The sequence below is a fragment of the Acetivibrio mesophilus genome (assembly GCF_004102745.1).
Taxonomy (GTDB): domain Bacteria; phylum Bacillota; class Clostridia; order Acetivibrionales; family Acetivibrionaceae; genus Hungateiclostridium; species Hungateiclostridium mesophilum.
This window is the reverse complement of the sequence record NZ_RLII01000015.1, coordinates 65,165-82,870: the sequence shown is the minus strand read 5'-3', so window position 1 is coordinate 82,870 and position 17,706 is coordinate 65,165. Positions and strand designations below refer to the sequence as shown.

Sequence of the window (17,706 nt, the reverse complement as noted above, 5' to 3'; positions counted from 1 at the left end):
AACAATATATGGTCTGTATTGCCAAGTTTGCATACTCTTGTGCAGAAAAAGGGGTAAGTCTTGATGATGTAGTTGCCAAATTAGGGGTCGCTGCATAAAGTTTTACATTTTACTGCACAAGTCAAATCATTAATTAAACTTCCACTGTTATGCTTAAGTGCGGCAAGCTTCACATTAGGTCCAAAACCTGCAATTATTCCTGCACAATGTGTGCCATGGTCACTTATACCTATAGGATCAGGATCGTTAGCACCAAAATCATACCCATAAATATCGTCTTTATATGTGTTTCCATCATCATCTCTATTCGGAATTCCCCAAGCTTCAGCTGTGTTCACCCACATATTATTCACCAAGGCAGGATGATTATAATCAATTCCCGAATCTATAACTCCCACAACTACATCCGGATTGCCTGCACACATATCTATTGCTTCTTGTGCTTTAATTATTCTCATGCTATCAACTTTATTATTGCCAGAATTATTTTGATCACTTTTAGTTTCTATCAAAAAGTCGGGTTCTGCATATGCAACATAAGGTTCATTATTCAACTTTTCAATCGCCTTCTGCACTCCATCCCTAGTCTTATTCTTTAAATGAAGCAAAAAGATTTTCTTCTTTTTCTTCTTTTCAGTACTGCTATCATTAGCTTTTGAAGGTTTTTGGGCTTTTGTCAAATCTTCGAACGACTCAACTCCCAAATCTTTTAGCTTATCACTTATAACGCTTATATCATATCCCTCTTTAAATACAACAATTACTCTTCCCTCTGCGAAAGTATAATCCACATTGAGATAATTGATTTCATTCCCAACGTCAACTGAATTATTTGCCAATGCAAACTGACTTCCGGCAAACGTTCCAACAACCATTGTTGTTAAAGCTAAAAACTTTGCCACGTTCTTTTTCAAATTCATGAAAATACCCCCTTATCAATAATTGGTATATTATTGTGAAAATGTTTAGGCCAAAATCTTCTGTAGCCTAAAACTATATTATTAATACTATTATAAAGATTACTTGGAAAAAGTGGATGCAAAAGAATTGAAAAAAGTTGAAATTTTGATGAAAATCCAGGGAATAAATTGGATGCAAGGAAAAACCAAGCAACTCATAACAAACATAATAAAAATTAGTATTGCAGGATGCAAAAAGGCACTATATAGCAAGTTACTATATAATGCCTCTTAAAATATCCTAACTATTATTTTAAGTATTTTATCACTTATTGTTTTACTAACAATATATCATCAAGATATACGGTAGTTGCTGCTGAAGTCTTATCTGATATAGTACCTAAATTTATAGTCAGTACGCCATCTGTAATTGACTTGTTTGCGGCAAATGTGAATGTATAGGTATCATCTTCTGTTGTTAAGTCAAAAGTACTTCCACCATACCAGTTATAGGTAGAATCCAATATGTCAACTTTGATACTTCTTGGAGCAAGTGCTCTTGCCTTAAAAGATACAGTATAGGTTTCACCCTCTTGCAATGCCAAGTTCTCCTGTTTTATTTGAGGCGTATAATCTTTGATGCCTACCTTGGTAATATCAACCTCTAGCTCTCCTTCTGTTACTTTACAAGAGCCAATAGCAGTACCATTCCCCTCACCTTCAGGGACATCTTCCCATTCACCGCCCCAGTATTCCAACCAATGTTCTTTATCATTATCGAAGGTCCCGTTTAATATTAATGAATCTGTTACAGCCTTTCTTACCACAACATTGTCAATTATTATCTCATGGGGTTCGTAAGTCGTCACGCTATCTGGACTTCCCAGTGCAAAACTAAACCTTGATGCTGAATCGGTCGGCTTATCCATTGTAAACTCATATTTGAATCTCTTAAGCTCATCTGTAAGTTGAACTTCTTCAAAGAAATAGGAGGTCCAAACATCTTTTTCTTGCATTTGAACTATTACTTTTCTGTCAACTGTTGATTTAGCGTCAAATGAAACTTCGTAGGTCTGCCCTTCTTCCAGTGGAACATTATCCTGATACAATTGTACATTCCAACCTTCAGAACCAACAGAAGCAATGATTGCCTTAAATTGCTCCTCAGTATTTTCAAATTCTGCCGAACCAGGACTATATGATTCATAATTCCAACCTAGTAAGCTATTAAATACCCCATTTAAAAGTAAATTTCCTTTAACTTCATCGGAGCTGGTTTTTTTCATAACAACATTATCAATGTAGACGTCGGCGTTATTTCCACCCAAATTGAACCTAAGTTCTCCGTTCTTATCCGAGTCTTTATCCATGGTAAACTCAAATTCATATGTCTTGCTTTCCTTGTCAAGTTCAATAGTAGCGGAGTATATGCTACTATTGTTTAAGTTACTTGCAACTTCCACATCTATGGTTCTGGCTTTTTCTGCACTAGCTTCGAAACTAACCTTGTAGGATTTGCTCATTTCAATATTAATTCCTGGCTGCACCAATCTTATGGCATCTTTTGAATTTCCGCCGTTTTCAATTCTGGTTTCAAATCTACGTTCATTAACATCACTTCCAATGTAGTATGAAGCCTTCGCAGTATCATCTACAGTAAATTTCCAGAATCCCATCCTATTTTCACCTTGATCAAAGGTACCGTTATATATGTAATTACCAGACAGAAGCGGAGGTCTTTCTATTGTTGAAGGATCTATCACTGGTGCATCTTCTGTCTTAATTAGCTTAACATTATCAATCCAGATATCATTATCGTCTAGCCCCATATTGAACTCAAATCGAGCTTTAACATCCGTATCGTACTTCATGGTAAATTCAAACTCGTAAGATTCCATTTCTGTGGAAACTGTAAATGGCGCAATAGCTGCATAATCAGTCCATCCCCTGTCGCCATCTCCACCTATTTTAAGTTTTATTTCTCTTGAGCTTTGGGCTTTCATATCAAAAGATGCTTTATATTTTGCACCTTTTTCAAGATGAACCGGTGCTTGAAGCAATTGCACGCTGTAGTCAGTTGTTCCTCCATCTTCTATCTGTACATGCATAACGCCTTCATCTACGTTTACTGTTGCAATTCCTCCAGGACCCTTTAAGAAAGTCCAGTAAGATGTATTTGGAACATCCTCAATACCAATTGCCTCAGGATCATTTACATCAAAACCGCCATTATAGATATAATTGCCGTCCGCAAGAGGCTCTCTTGCAGTCTCTTCTTCTTTAACGGGTTTTTCCCTATGAGGATATTCATTCTTTTGATACACTCTTACATAATCTACAGCCATTTGTTGTGGGAAAACTGTTGTTTCGTCAGGATATCCCGGCCAACTGCCCCCTACAGATATATTCATTATCAAAAAGAAATTTTGATCAAAAGGTGCCGGATAAGTATAATCATCAGCTAAGTATTGGTCTCTAGAATACCAGTCATTGACAGTGTGGTATAACTCTCCATCTATATACCAACGTATTTCTCCCGGTTCCCATTCGATTGCATAAACATGATAGTCATCACCAAAGCTCTGACCTTCCGGCAAGAAATATGTTCCCTGAGATTCTTTATGGGGTTCTCCAAAATGAAGTGTTCCATGAAGTTTATTAGGTATATGACCTAAAAGCTCCATAATATCTATCTCACCACATTTTGGCCACGTTCCATAGAAGGGTTCATCTTCCGGCATCATCCAAATTGCCGGCCATATACCTTGACCCGTAGGCATTTTGGCCCTTATTTCAAACTTACCGTATTTCCAGGATTGTTTGCCTTTAGTAATTAATTTTGATGAAGAATAATTATAGGTTTCACCACTAGGCTCTGTAATATCTTCTTTTCTGGCTTCAATAATCAGTGAACCGTCTTTGATATAGGCATTATTTTGTGTGTAGGACTGTATTTCTTTATTCCATCTTCCGTTGGTCGGATCATCATAACTCCAATTATCCATGTTTATTGTAGTACCATCAAACTCATCTCTCCAAACCAGTTGCCATTCTTCATTTGGGTTGCTGGTTGGTGAAGGAGTAACAGATGAACCCGGATTACTTGGTTTTTTCGGTGTATTTTCCGGCTGTGGAGTACTTTCTGTATCAGGTGTGACGGAAGGTTTGGGTTCTTCTGTTTCTATTGATATCGATTCTCCATTTACAGTATAATTCTTTGATGATTTTTCAATCTTTTCCCCATTTATTTTAACTCTTTGCCCGGATATCTTTAGTCTCATTTTTGCTTCTTTTGTTTGCAGCAAAGCGTCTTCTGCCAAAACATCAACCTGTCCAAAGTCACCAACAAATTCTATTTCACTGCTGGCCGAAAGTTGGGAATCAACCACGACATCTATAAATCCATCGCCGCTTAATTCTCTTTCTTCAAGTTTTGCACCGGATTTGACAACGACACTTTCAACCGAAGTATTTCCTGAAGTTACAATTCTAACTCCCTTTTTATTAACAATAACCTTGCCTAATTTAGTATTTATTAAATGTATGCTATTGCTTCCTCCGCCGTTTACATAAACTGTTCCCTTTACATCTACACCCTCAAGGGTAACATCTCCATTTTCAATCCCTTGAGCAAGATATAAATCACCGTTTATTGCAGTATTTTTTAAAACAACTCCTCCTGCATTAATCAGCGCGCTCCCGTTTATTTCTTCATCTCCATAATCTCCTTTGTTATTATATATAGAAGGGATAATTTGATTTAGTATTTTAATTGTCTCTGCACGGGTAATGTAATTGTCAGGTCTAAAAGTACCGTCATTATACCCTGTTATGTAGCCTTTTTCAAACATAGCACCAACAGAATCTTTTGCATATTCCTTGACCAAGTCTCCATCTTTAAACTTACTTATATAATTATTACTGCTTTGCATGTCAAAAACTTTCGCGATTATAACAACAGCTTCTTGTCTTGTAATATAATTTTCAGGTTTGAAAACATTATTTCCATAACCCGCAATGTACCCTGCTGCCCTAGCCTTTAATATTTCACCGGAATACCACTTTGAGTTTTCAACATCTATGAACTGTTCTTCACTTAGTTCATAGAATCCAAAAACTTTATTAATTAATGTGACAAATTCAGCTCTTATGATGTTGTTATCAGGTTTTATCGTCCCATCTTGATAGCCTAGTAAAATCCCTTTTTCCAACCATTTACTCAAGTCGTCTTCGGCCCAATGCCCTCTAATGTCACTAATCGCATCAGAAGCTTGTACGGATATTGGTGACCAAGCAGATAATAATAGCATAATTATCAGCGCTGATGACAATAATCTCTTATACATTTTTTACCCTCCTAAAATTTAATAAAATTAATAAATTATAATAAATACCTCGAGGTAATTATTATCTAATATAACCAATACAAAAATGTACCCGCGTACAGTTTTTGCGATTATACGGCTAAGACCTAGACAATAAGCAATTAATTTTAGTGCTGGAAAACAACTTAAAAAAACAACAATTTATTTTAAGCTTCTTTAGTTGATTCCCGGATTATCAAATTAGTCTTAATTCTTATTTCCTTTTCTTTAAAATGTTTATTTTTGCAAAAGTATTTTAATGACTCAATACATGTTTGGGCAATGTATTCTAATGGTGCATCTACAGTTGTTAATGCAGGCATAATATAGTTCCCAATTGCTGTATTATCAAACCCTATTACGGATATATCCTCAGGAACACTTAATCCTTTTTCTTTAATAGCTTTAATTGCACTAATAGCCATTACATCATTGGCACAAAAAATAGCTGTTATATTCTCTTCTAATATTTCATAAGCCAATTGATAACCGCTGTCTTCGAGGAAGTTGCCTTCCCGTACTAATTTTCTGTCAAAACACAGCTTTGCATCTTCCAATGCTTTCTTATATCCTTTGTAACGCTCTATACCTGAAAGCTTTCTAAGGTCTCCGGATATATGCCCAATTCTGGTATGACCTGATTTAATCAAAAATTGTGTTGCATTATAAGCACCCTCAAAGTTGTCCAAGTTTATAACCAAGCGATTTGGCTTTTCCTCTGCACTTTTAGATTGACGATCAATAATAATTGTAGGATATTCTAATATAATATTATCATCAAGTTGAGATTCTTCATTGAATGCACCGATAAAAATAGCGCTAAAAATGGTTCTGCTGATAAAAAGATTTCTTATTTCAGTTAATTGCTTCTCTGAGGTTATAATTGATACCAACACTTGAAAACCAAAATTGTTTGCCTGGTCTATTATTAAATTTACAAGCTGCGAAAAGTACGCACTTTTTGAAACTCTTGTTGTTGATTCAGAGATATTGATATCCAAAACAAATAAACCGATTATGTTACTATCTATCCCAGCCAAACGCCTGGCAGATGCTATCGGCACATAATCTTTCTCTTTTATTATCGCCAAAATCTTTTGCCGTGTTTCCTCTTTTACGTTGGGACTATTGTTAATAACCCTAGATACAGTAGCTCTGGAAACACCACACAATTTTGCTATTTCTTCGCTAGTCATCATCCACCTCGCATGAAAACTTATATGCAACCTTCAATGAATTATACTTTTTTCCTTGTCAGTATATTTATTAATTCCTTTGAGATGGGTTTTCCCTCCCCATCATAAATTTCAAAGTCCATATCTTTATAGTTCCATACTGCACCACCAATATCGTACTCTTCCAAAAGGCTGACATAATCTTCATGCCATTTTACTCTAGACTCTATATCCGAAAGAGCAATTACACCAAACTCACCACAATAAAGTTTGCATTTTTTCTTTTCCCTGAATTCAATTGCAGACTTTAAATCTTTACGCAAAAGTTCCTTGTTTAATTGAAGATTATTTACTTCCATCATAAAATCATATTTGGGATTTTCCTTGACAAAAGTCTCAATTCCTTCATATTGTCCCGGATACTTAACAGCCCTATTGTATGCCATTGCACTTTCGGACCAGTGAGCTTTCTGATGCGTAAAGAAAAAAGGATTATAAAAATGAAAGTTGTAAACTATGTAATCATCCTCAATATCTGCAAGATTTTTAAGTTCATCGGGACTGTTATAATTATTACCTCCAATATAAAGCCACCTGGTAGGATCAATTTCTCTAATTGCCTTTATACATTCCAGCATTAGCTTATTCCAGCGAACACTGTCAGGCTCCACAATTTCATTTAGTAATTCAAAGGCAATATGTTCCCGTTCATCTATATAACGTTTGGTCAAGAAAGTCCATATCTCAACAAATCTCTTTTGTTGAGATGGATCTTCAAATAATGTATTTGTCTTTAGATCTTGAAAACGGTACCCGGGAGCATGGTGCATATCCAAGAGAAGACCCAAATTGTATTTTTTACACCATTCAAGGCAACGATCAATATAAAAGAGCCCTTCCTCTTTATATTTGCCCACATTGTCATCAGACTCGATAATCGGATAATCAAAGGGTACTCTAACATGATCAAATCCTGATTCTGCAATAGTTTTAATATCCTTTTCTGTGATAAAAGTATCAAAATGTGTTTTGCTAAAGTCTTTATATTGTGATATCCATCCACCTAAATTTATACCAGCTTTAAAACTTACCATTTGCTTCCTCCTAAAATATCCTATGTTAAATATTGGCATTAAATGTTTATATGTTTTATAAAATAAAACAATTGAAACTACAAATTGAAGTATGTAGCGTAGTAATATTCAAATTGTACGCGCGTTCATCTATATAAATTATACCATGTCTTTTTACGCTTTGTCCAGTCTTACTTTACGTCTATTCAAGTGATATCAACACCAACTGCTTTTTCATCAAAATTTCAACTTTTTTCAATAGTTTGGCATCCACTTTTACCAGATAATCATTATAATTGTATTAATGAAATGAGTTTAGATCGCACGATACCTAGATCTAAACCATTTCGGAATAATATACTAATTATTGAAAAGGAGGATTTGAAATGAGAAAGAAAAGAATTTTTGCGATTGTTGCAAGCTGTCTACTTCTAATGTCTGTTTTTATGAGTATACCGATATCGGTATCTGCTGGGGCAACTGGAGTGCCTGGAGATCCAATAGTTAAAATGCTAGATACTAATGGCACAATCACTTGTAGAGTAGTGCTTTTGTCAGGCAACAACAATGCTACCCAATGGAGACTATATGAGAACGGTAAAATCATTCAATGCGGTGCAGCAGAAGACAATACACCCAATGGACAAGTAATTACGCCGGAGCCGTTTACAAGGCCGGCAGGACAGTATACATACATATGTGAATTAATAAACAAGTACGGCTCAACTTTTAGTAGTGAAACAACATTATCAGTAAATCATGGATTTATTGATGAAGTTCCTCAAGCAATATTTACAGAGAAATTTGAAAATGGAGCGAACGGTTGGACCGTTGTAAGTTCCGGCTCCGGTTCAACTGTACAAATTGAAGATGGCACCGGTGTTTACGGTTCAAAATGCGTAAAAATATCTTCACCTACAGTTGCTACCGATACCGCGTATACAAAAACAATTAGCGGTCTTACGGTCGGTGAAAAATACAGATTGACTGCATATGTTAAATACCAAAATGTGGTCAGAGACCCCAATTCCAATTATTGGCCGGTTATAGGACCTAATGTTTGCATATATCCCACATGGAATTATTCAAGCGAATGGGAAAACTTAGGCACCTTCTATCCGGGTTGGAAAAAAATATATGCGGAATTTACAGCATCAACAACCAGTGTTGATATTGCAGTGCGTTTGGGTTACACAGGCAGCAAAGTAACCGGAACGGCCTGGTTTGACAATGTAACGTTGGAGCATTTGCCAAAGTATACATTCATGGAAACTTTTGAAAACGGTCTTTCTTCTGATTGGGTAAAAAGGTCATCAAAGCAAAATAATTCTTCAGCAACCGGAACTATTGAAATAGGGACAGGTCTAAACAACAGTAAATGTCTAAAAATAAGTTCATTAGCACAAGACGAAGATGTTGGATATGCAAGAACCCTCCAGCTTGCTCCAAACAGCTATTATAAACTCAGCGCCTATATGAAGTATGAGAATGTGACAGAAGAATATACAGTCTACAACGGCACCAAACAAGAGACCCACTACAAAAGTGATGGAGCTAATATTTGTCTCTATAACAATCAAGGCGAAGATGCAATATGGAATCGAACAGTTACAGCAACCGGGACAAATACTTCATGGAAGGAAGTAAGCCTGCTTTTCAAAACCCCGGAATCCGGCAGGGTAAATATTGGGTTGCGCTTAGGATTCCTTCATTGTGAAACCAAAGGAACGGTATGGTTTGACAATGTCAAGGTAGAACCTGTACCTTCCGACTATATTTACGAATCCGAACATTTTGATGCTTGTTTTGACACTTCCGATACACAGTATACAACAAGAGAGGGCATTATCAACTGGTTGTCCGACTTAGACAAGGTATATGTTTTGATGAAAGAATTTTCCGGAAACAGAATACCTTTTAATGGCAACAAAATAGGAATATTGGCCTCAGACGGTCATCCGAGCGGTTCTGCAGCTTATGCGGGAAATCCAATAATGTGGTTTAAAAGCAGCGACAATAACCCTATAGCTAATCAGTTAAAAAGATCTTATGAAAACGGCGATTTGTCCTTTGGAATTTTGCATGAAATAGGACATAATTTCAATCTCGGAAATACCAGTTGGAACTGGAATGACGAAATGTTTGCCAATTTCAGAGCATATTATGCCGTTGACCAATTGGAAAAGATTCATCTAAACAACATGGGGCCAATGCCTGTTGTTTATAATGACCCAAATATACGTCGCGAAGGTACTCAGCTCAAATATTACTATCTTATAAGATATCTTCAGACTATGGGTCAAGGAGAGTTTCATCATGACGGATTAATGTATAGACTCATTGAAGTTCAAGAAGAAATAGGCTGGGAACCCTTTTTGAAAACCATACAATACTTATCCGATAATGATTACAGCGACAAAAATGACCTGGAGAAATTTAAACTCTTCTATTCCAAACTGTCCGAGTATTCACAACGACCGGAAAGCGAATTAATATCCAATAAAGACCTGTCACTCGTTGAATCGTTCTGGGAGGATCATGGTACACTATTTACTCGCTAAAAATTATAGGACAGTTTGCTTATCCAAATAATTTGTACTTTCAAAAGCACCGGAGCAAAAAATCTCCGGTGCTTTTTTGAACATGTTTTTGATTTTATTTTAATGCAATGTAAATATTAATATCTGCGTTATCCCAATCGCTATTAAGATATTCCTCAAAATCACCGGTAAAGCTTCTATCTAAGTCTATCTTCCAGATTTCTTCCCAAGCCTCAGCAACTGCTTTTACCATATTTCCATGTATAGAAAACTTTGCATATTTTCCTGCAGGAATGATTTTTACAGCCAGTTCATCATTCTCTGCTTTTGAAACCTCATTACCAACAGTAACACAGTATTGATCATTTGAGTAGTCAGAATAAAGTCCAATGGCATACTGGTTAATCTTATTTTTAATTGCAGCACTTATTCCACCTTGATATAACTTTTCCCATAGACCGCCGATAACTTCATGCATTTTAGGATCGGAATTGCCGGTAACTGCACTAACACCTACAACTATTTTTTGATCTAAATTTACAACCTCATAGTTCATTTTTAATAACCTCCATATGTTTGATAAGGCTATTATATTTTGTCCAACATGACAACTGCGTGTCATATTAAAGATAATGTTTTAACATATTCTGAAGTTCTGCTTTCACACTATTTCTCACGTTCTCCGGCTCCAAAACTTCACATTGGCTCCCGAAGGTTGCGATGTAGTAAAATAGCCACTCACCCCTCGGAAAGTTAATTTCTGCAATAAAACTTCCGTCCTCCTGTTGTACATAGCTGTCGAATTCATCATACACCCTGTAAGCAGCCTCCGAAGACAGCTTTAACTTCAGATTAATATATTCTTTCCGATATGTATTATCGTTTGAAAAGATTTGATTTGGGGGGTTACGCTGAAAATTTTGCTCCGTTACGCAAAGGTTCCTGATTCGCCTCAACTTAAAGAAACGAAAATCATATCGTGACTTACAATATCCATATAAATACCATGCGTTGCTTTTAAAGCAAAGCTTCAAAGGCTCTACCTCCCGCAAGGTCCGCTGTCCTTTTGCACTGGCATAAGAAAAAGTAATAACCCTCTTATCTAATATCGCAGACTTTATTGCATTGAATACTTCAATTTCCTTCTGTGAGTTGGCCCAAGAAGAAAAATCCACTTCAATCCAATCTGTATTTGATTCACCAAACAAACTACCGAGCTTTTTAATTGCGGTATCTGTTTTGGCTAGATTAACAGCGTTTACAGCCTTTAAGGAAGAGAGAATCTCCTCTTTTTCTTCATCGGTTATAACAGCTTTATTAAGGACAAAATTAGGCAAAAGTGATATTCCACCGCCTTTTCCTTTGCTCGTATAGATAGGAATACCTGCTGCCGAAAGAGCTTCAATATCGCGATAAATAGTTCTTGTTGAAACCTCAAATCGTTCTGCAAACTCTTTTGAAGTTACTGTTTTTCTATCAAGAAGGATGTATACTATTTCAAACAATCGGTTAATTTGCATTTTTATCACCCTATTTTAGTATAGCTGTATAATATAACATCATAAAGTCATATTATACAGCTATATTTTAAAATAAAGATGATACAGTTTCAACCCACACAATCCCTTCCTCTCTCATCAATACACGCCGTTAGCATCAAAGCACACATAATTAATGCATTCAAAACACGTATATTTACAAATAGTATTCTGTCATATCTCTAGGCTTTAGCTCAAATTCAGCAAAAACCCTGTCCCTGATTTTTAAGAAGTCACTTCCTGTTCTGTCCCTTTTTCTTGCCAACGGCACCTCAACCACGCTCTTCACTTTACCGGGACTTGGAGTCATTATCACAATTCTGTCGGCTAAAAAAACTGCCTCTTCGATATCATGGGTCACAAAGATTATTGTTTTTTTCTTTTCCTGCCACAACCTCTCAATCTCATCCTGCATACTCATACGAGTCATTGCATCCAAAGCCCCTAGCGGCTCATCCATAAGAAGTATCTCCGGATCAACAGCCAATGCCCTTGCCAATGCCACCCTCTGCTGCATTCCTCCCGAAAGTTGGGCCGGATGATGCTTTTTATACGCGGAAAGACCCACAAGTTCAATATATTCTTCCGCAATTTGCAGCCTCTTCTTTTTATCTATTTTCTTGCTTTCCAGGCCAAGCTCAACATTCCGAAGAACAGTTCTCCACGGAAGAAGCCCATAGTTCTGAAATATGGTAATTCTATTTACAGACGGTTTTGCAGCAATTTCTCCATTAATTTTAACAAAGCCTGTGGTAGGTCTATCAAAACCGGCAATCAAATTCAATAATGTTGTCTTTCCGCATCCGCTCGGTCCTAAGAGGCAAATAAATTCACCTTTCTTTATTTCCAAATTCACCTTTTCAAGAGCTACCGTTCTTCCTCTACCTTTAAAAAAATACTCTCTAGATGCTCCCTCAATAGAAATATACATATCAGTTCCTCCCCCTCCGGGATATTCCCCACTGCTTTTCAATGCCGGTTTCAAGGAGTTTTATCAACCTATCCAGCAAAAGCCCTAAAGCGCCAATAAATATTATTCCTGCCAAAACCAGATCCGATCTCAAAGAATTTCTTGCATCTATAATAAGATATCCCAGACCGGACTGGGCTCCTACCATTTCTCCTGCTACTAGAAATACCCAAGCTGACCCTAGGGCTAAATGAAGGCCGTTTGCAATTAACGGAAAGGCCGCCGGAAGAATAATTTTAAAAAGCATTTGCGGCTGTCGTATTCCAAAGTTGTCAGCCACTTTCAAATAAATTGGATCTACATTTCCCACGCCGGAAACGGTAGAAAGAAGAATTGGAAAAAACCCTGCTATAAAAATAATGACAATGGCCGGAGCATCCCCTATTCCAAACCATAAAACAATAAAGGGGAACCAGGCTATAGGTGAAACCGGTCTTAATACCTGCACTACCGGTTCAATAAAAGACCATACGCTTTTATTCCAGCCCAGTAAAAGTCCAAGGGTTATTCCTGCAAATATTGCTACCAGATATCCTATAAAGAAGCGGGTAAGACTTACCCTAAAATGGGTGAGTAGAGTTCCGTCCTTTATCAATTCTGTCATTGCTTCAAAAACTTTGGTCGGAGAAGGAAGAAGCGACGGCTCATATCTTCCCGTTAATACTGCAAATTGCCAAATACTTACAAGTACAGATATGCTTATAACAACCTTTAATGTCTTTTTTAATATTTCCATTCTGATCACTTCACTTTACCAATAAATGTATTATCCACAAACTCGCTGTACTCTGGAGGATTCTTAGAAAGTCCCATTTCCACCATGTATTTCGAAAGCTCATTATAGTCCTTTTCCTCAAGCTTCAGGTTTTCATAGGAAATCCATTTAAGAGACAAGTCTAGGACCTCGGATTCTGCTTTTAAGTATTTTGTTGCAATATCACGAACCACATTATCTTTCAACTCAGCTTTATGTCCTGCGTTTATATATTCCTTAATAAATTCCTCTGCTATAGCCTCGTTGTTCTCAATAAAATCATTTCTAAGAACCAATCCGCAGCACACCGAGCCTTCCCATAAATCCTGAGATTCAAATAAAGTTTTTCCTTTATCCACTGCCACCGATTTGGCTCCAAATGGTTCAGCCACACAATAACCGGATATTCTCCCCTCCGCCAGGGCTGCCGACATTTCCGGCGGCGGAAGTTCAATAACATTTACATCGCTATATGTAAGACCACCTTTTTCAAGCATAATATGCAGCAAAATATTATGGGTGGAAAGCTTGCTGGGTATAGCAAAGTTCTTTCCCTTCAAATCTTCAACTTTGTTGATATCCTTAGATACCACCACCACATTCCCATCTCTGTGGCCTAAGGCAACCGCCTTCAAATCAATACCTTGCTCCTTTGCCTTCATTGCAAGCTCTATGAGCATGGATGCACCGTCCACCTTTCCGGAATTCAAAGCATCCACCAGCTCTGTCCATGAACCAAACTTTACAAGCTCCAGTTTAAAATTTTTAAAGTTCTCCTCGGCCAGCTCATTCTCTACATAAAGGGGAAGGGCGTGAGTAATAGGCAAATAGGCAATCTTTATTGTCTTAACCTGTGTATTATCATTGGACACGTTTTCTCCTGTCCTAGTCGCCCTGTTTTCATTACTGCAGCCTGCAAGGTTTAATATCATCAACACCAGCAGTGTAAAAATAACGGCTTTTTTTCTCATATTCATTACCTCCCTTTAGAAGTTATTCATTTAACAAATGAGAAGAAAAATATGCATTCTCACCACATCAAGGCCTTTCTCTTTTCATTGATATCTAAAATTATTCTATCTGCCAGCTTTAGCGGGTCTACCTCCACTACCATAACAGCGCCCAGTGTTTTCTGGGTATCTTCAAACAAGTATTTCATTACATTTCCGGAGCCTTGCACCGGTGGATAAACCGAATGATAGGAGTTTATACCTAAAAGTCTAAATCCAAGAGCCGCCCCCACTCCCTTTTCATTGGACCACTCAGGACTTGCAAAGGCAAAAGGCAAGTCTTTTATATCCCTTCCAAGGCTATCGGCCAATGCTCTGAAAAAGGCAGAAGCTCTTGCATTATCAAGACACTCACCCATATGCCATACAGGAGGCAAATCCGACCCCAAAAATTCTCTGATTCCCTCCCCGGCTTTTTCTAATGCTTTGGCATTGCAATAGCCCAGCTTCAAAAGGGGAAAGGATGCGCAACCGTTGGTGAGCACAAGGATATTGTTTTCAATCAACTTTTGTGCCACATCTGCTATTGCTTTTTCATACATAACCCTTGGGTTATTGCAACCCACCAAATTGACTACACCGCGAATTTTACCTTCTTCTAAGGCCTTTGCAATTACTTCCATGCTTCCAAAGCGGCTGGTGGCATACTCTACAGAAAAGCCTATCTCTGCGTCCACCTCATAATTTGGAATAAAAACCGGGACATCTCTTCTTTCCTCAAAGCTTTCAATAGCCCTCTTAAGAATAGTTTTTGCCAGGGCTTCTGTCTCGTCTAAATTTGAATGGTGATGGTCGTAGCCATAATGCTCAGCTCCGGGAAGTCTTGCAGAATCACTGGTTGTAACAACCGTGGTTTTAAAACATTTTGCCACATCCATTATTGAAGGAAAGACATCCTGAACATCAGCCACCCATAAATCAATAGCTCCTGTGCCAAGAACCAGCTCCGCACCGATTGCATTCGACAGAGGGATAACACCTCCATAGCGATACATTGCCGAAAGTCCTGAGCAACATATTCCATAAAACTGTATTCCATGGGCTCCCTTTTCTTTAGCCAGTTGTATAAATTCCGGATTTCTCCCCTGCTTTACTATTTCGCTGACCAAAAGAGGGGAATGTCCGTGAACAGCAATATTGACATAACCTTCCTTAAGGGCGCCTAGATTAGCCTTAACGGTACTTCTTGCGGGTATGCCAAACAAACTATCCATAGCTATTGAAGATCCCAAAACGCTGCTCCAGGCAAAAGCCAAGCCGCACCTCAAGAGCTGCTTCATAATGTTCTCCCAATCTCCATCCGTTCCCGTACTGGTTCGATGGAGGGCTTCAAACACTTCGTGATAAGCTCCTATAGGAAGGATATCTAGTTCTTGCCATTTCTTAATCCTTTCCTTAGTGGCAAAAGCCTTTAATGTCTTATGCTCTCCCGGAACTGTTCTCGCCAAATCTTCAAGAAGAATACCGGCAACTTCTATTGCTAGCTCTTCCTTTGTCTTGCCTTCAGTGGATATGCCCAACTGGGCTGCAGACTTTCTAAGCTTTGCTTCTCCGGAAATAGGTATGTTCAGTACTCCTTCCCCGGACGCCTTTAGGGCCAACATTACTTCGCGCCCTCTTGCACCATGGGCTGCAACGCCTGCCGCCACCCACCTTAGAAGATTTCTCGCAACAATAAGATCCGCATCTGCTCCACATACTCCTCTAGGACTCTTCTTCGTCACTCTGCACGGACCCATATTACAATTTTTACAGCAGACACCTGCAATCCCAAAGTTGCAATGGGGCTTTTGGCTGTCAAAGCGATCAAAGCAAGTCTCACAGCCTTGCTTTTCCATATGTACAAGCATCTCTCTTACTGCAGGGTCCGGGGTATTCTCTATAACATTTGCCTTTGACGGAAAGCTCTTCTTGTATTCATTAACAGCATTGTTGTAATCATCAAAAAAAGAATTTTGGTGGTGGTGATGTCCATCTCCATCATTAATATGCCTGTGGTGGTATCTTATATCTCGATAAAAAATCATATTCACACCTCACTCATTTTCTCACTATCCCTATATGTTTACTCGTGTTTTAATTATACGTTATTTTAATATGAATAGTCAATAGTAATTTCCCATTATTCCTATTTGTTTTGTTGTGTTTACGGCATAAAAATCCAAGCATGCATTTGCTAATATTTATTGACAATTAGTAAGGCATTTTAGAAAGACGATGTACAGCCTCTTTGATTCTTTCAAGCCCTTCTAATAAAAGTGTTCTAGGGCAAGCGAAATTGAGCCTCTGAAAACCATAGCCTTCTCTACCGAAGACCACGCCATCATTTAATCCCACACCGGCTTTATTGACAAAAAAGTCCTTTAGTTCTTCTGCCGGTATGGCAAACTCATTGCAATCAATCCATGCAAGATATGTTGCTTCCGGCCTTATAACTTTTATTTGAGGTATATTTTTCTCAAAATACTCCACCAGCGTATCCAGATTTCCTTCAAGATACAGAAGCAATTCATCCAGCCACTCTTCACAGCCAGAATACGCAGCCTCAGCCGCTACAAGTCCGAATATATTCAGCATACCGGATCCGTTTTTACTTAAAGTACTTCTAAACCTTTGCCCAAACTCCCTATCGGGTATTATTGCTGCAGATACCGAGAGTCCTGCAATATTGAAAGTCTTTGTCGGAGACACCAATGTGATGCAGCTTTTAAAATCATCCTCTGCCAAGGACGCAATCGGAATATGCTTATGTCCTTTAAACACCAAATCTGAGTGTATTTCGTCGGAAACAAGAATCACATTGTATTTTTTACAAAGCCTTAATACTTCATTTAGCTCATGAATCTTCCATACCCTTCCTATTGGGTTGTGGGGACTGCAGAAAATCATCATTTTAACATTATCGGAAAGTTTCTTCTCAAGATCTTCAAAATCAATCTCATAATATCCTTCATTATTCCTTAAGGGATTTGTCACCAGCTCCCTTTCGTTATCCAGGATACTGGAATAGAAAGGGTAATATATAGGAGTTTGCATTAAAACCTTATCTCCGGGATTTGTATATGCTTGTATTGCGGTATTTACCGAAGTAACCACTCCCGGACTATAAATTATCCACTTTTTTTCTATCTGCCAGCTGTGCCTTTTCTCCATCCAACCGGCCAAAGCCGCTGAAAGCCTCTCTGACGCCTCAGTATAACCAAACACTCCTTGCTGAGCTCTACGTGCTATCGCCTCCGCTATGATAGAAGGTGACTTAAAATCCATATCGGCAACCCACATAGGCAGAATATCTGCTCGGCCGAACCTTTGTTTGCAATAGTCCCATTTCAGACTATCGGTGTTTTTTCTATCTATAACCTCATCAAATATACTGCTCATAA

Annotated in this window: 13 protein-coding genes; 2 read left to right on the top strand and 11 right to left on the bottom strand. The window is 38.0% G+C overall.

The genetic code is table 11. The features are described 5' to 3' along the window. Positions 1 to 80: 80 nt before the first annotated feature. Positions 81 to 920 (bottom strand): S8 family serine peptidase, encoded by an 840-nt coding sequence (locus EFD62_RS11550; RefSeq protein ID WP_128706169.1) that lies wholly within the window; start codon positions 918 to 920, stop codon positions 81 to 83. Between the two features lie 127 nt (positions 921 to 1,047). Between EFD62_RS11550 and EFD62_RS17495 the strand changes: the two genes are divergently transcribed. Continuing rightward, the gene (locus EFD62_RS17495; protein WP_162302514.1) at positions 1,048 to 1,194 is read left to right on the top strand and encodes a hypothetical protein; all 147 of its coding nucleotides are present in this window, start codon (positions 1,048 to 1,050) and stop codon (positions 1,192 to 1,194) included. A gap of 34 nt (positions 1,195 to 1,228) precedes the next feature. Here EFD62_RS17495 and EFD62_RS11545 read toward each other — a convergent pair whose 3' ends face one another. The 3 genes from EFD62_RS11545 to EFD62_RS11535 form a co-directional block, all read right to left on the bottom strand. Next, positions 1,229 to 5,245: a carbohydrate binding domain-containing protein gene (locus EFD62_RS11545; RefSeq protein ID WP_128706168.1), complete on the bottom strand. Its 4,017-nt coding sequence runs from the start codon at positions 5,243 to 5,245 to the stop codon at positions 1,229 to 1,231. A 185-nt stretch (positions 5,246 to 5,430) separates the two neighbouring features. Then, positions 5,431 to 6,462, bottom strand: a complete 1,032-nt coding sequence (locus tag EFD62_RS11540; RefSeq protein WP_235832638.1) for a LacI family DNA-binding transcriptional regulator — start codon at positions 6,460 to 6,462, stop codon at positions 5,431 to 5,433. Positions 6,463 to 6,500: 38 nt separating this feature from the next. Beyond that, a complete protein-coding gene (locus EFD62_RS11535; RefSeq protein ID WP_069195940.1) occupies positions 6,501 to 7,532 on the bottom strand; it encodes a glycoside hydrolase family 5 protein in 1,032 nt (343 codons plus the stop codon). 365 nt (positions 7,533 to 7,897) lie between these two features. Here EFD62_RS11535 and EFD62_RS11530 point away from each other — a divergent pair, with 365 nt between their 5' ends. Further along, complete coding sequence (locus EFD62_RS11530; protein ID WP_069195939.1) at positions 7,898 to 10,072, top strand: carbohydrate-binding protein CenC; 2,175 nt, start codon at positions 7,898 to 7,900, stop codon at positions 10,070 to 10,072. A 94-nt stretch (positions 10,073 to 10,166) separates the two neighbouring features. Here EFD62_RS11530 and EFD62_RS11525 read toward each other — a convergent pair whose 3' ends face one another. The 7 genes from EFD62_RS11525 to EFD62_RS11495 form a co-directional block, all read right to left on the bottom strand. Then, the gene (locus EFD62_RS11525) at positions 10,167 to 10,607 is read right to left on the bottom strand and encodes a GyrI-like domain-containing protein (protein ID WP_069195938.1); all 441 of its coding nucleotides are present in this window, start codon (positions 10,605 to 10,607) and stop codon (positions 10,167 to 10,169) included. 67 nt (positions 10,608 to 10,674) lie between these two features. Then, positions 10,675 to 11,571 carry a helix-turn-helix transcriptional regulator gene (locus EFD62_RS11520; protein ID WP_069195937.1) on the bottom strand — a complete coding sequence of 299 codons (897 nt, stop codon included), beginning with the start codon at positions 11,569 to 11,571 and terminating at the stop codon, positions 10,675 to 10,677. 175 nt (positions 11,572 to 11,746) lie between these two features. After that, positions 11,747 to 12,520 (bottom strand): ABC transporter ATP-binding protein, encoded by a 774-nt coding sequence (locus tag EFD62_RS11515; protein ID WP_069195936.1) that lies wholly within the window; start codon positions 12,518 to 12,520, stop codon positions 11,747 to 11,749. A 1-nt stretch (position 12,521) separates the two neighbouring features. Further along, on the bottom strand, positions 12,522 to 13,301 hold the full coding sequence (locus tag EFD62_RS11510) for an ABC transporter permease (protein WP_083225334.1): 780 nt from the start codon (positions 13,299 to 13,301) through the stop codon (positions 12,522 to 12,524). Continuing rightward, positions 13,301 to 14,284, bottom strand: coding sequence for an ABC transporter substrate-binding protein (locus EFD62_RS11505; RefSeq protein WP_069195934.1), 984 nt, complete (start codon positions 14,282 to 14,284; stop codon positions 13,301 to 13,303). The genes EFD62_RS11510 and EFD62_RS11505 overlap by 1 nt, the downstream gene beginning before the upstream one ends. 59 nt (positions 14,285 to 14,343) lie before the next feature. Further along, entirely contained in the window at positions 14,344 to 16,350 is a 2,007-nt protein-coding gene (cooS, locus tag EFD62_RS11500; protein ID WP_069195933.1) for an anaerobic carbon-monoxide dehydrogenase catalytic subunit, read from the bottom strand. 166 nt (positions 16,351 to 16,516) lie between these two features. Further along, positions 16,517 to 17,704 carry a MalY/PatB family protein gene (locus tag EFD62_RS11495; RefSeq protein ID WP_069195932.1) on the bottom strand — a complete coding sequence of 396 codons (1,188 nt, stop codon included), beginning with the start codon at positions 17,702 to 17,704 and terminating at the stop codon, positions 16,517 to 16,519. Positions 17,705 to 17,706: the final 2 nt, after the last annotated feature.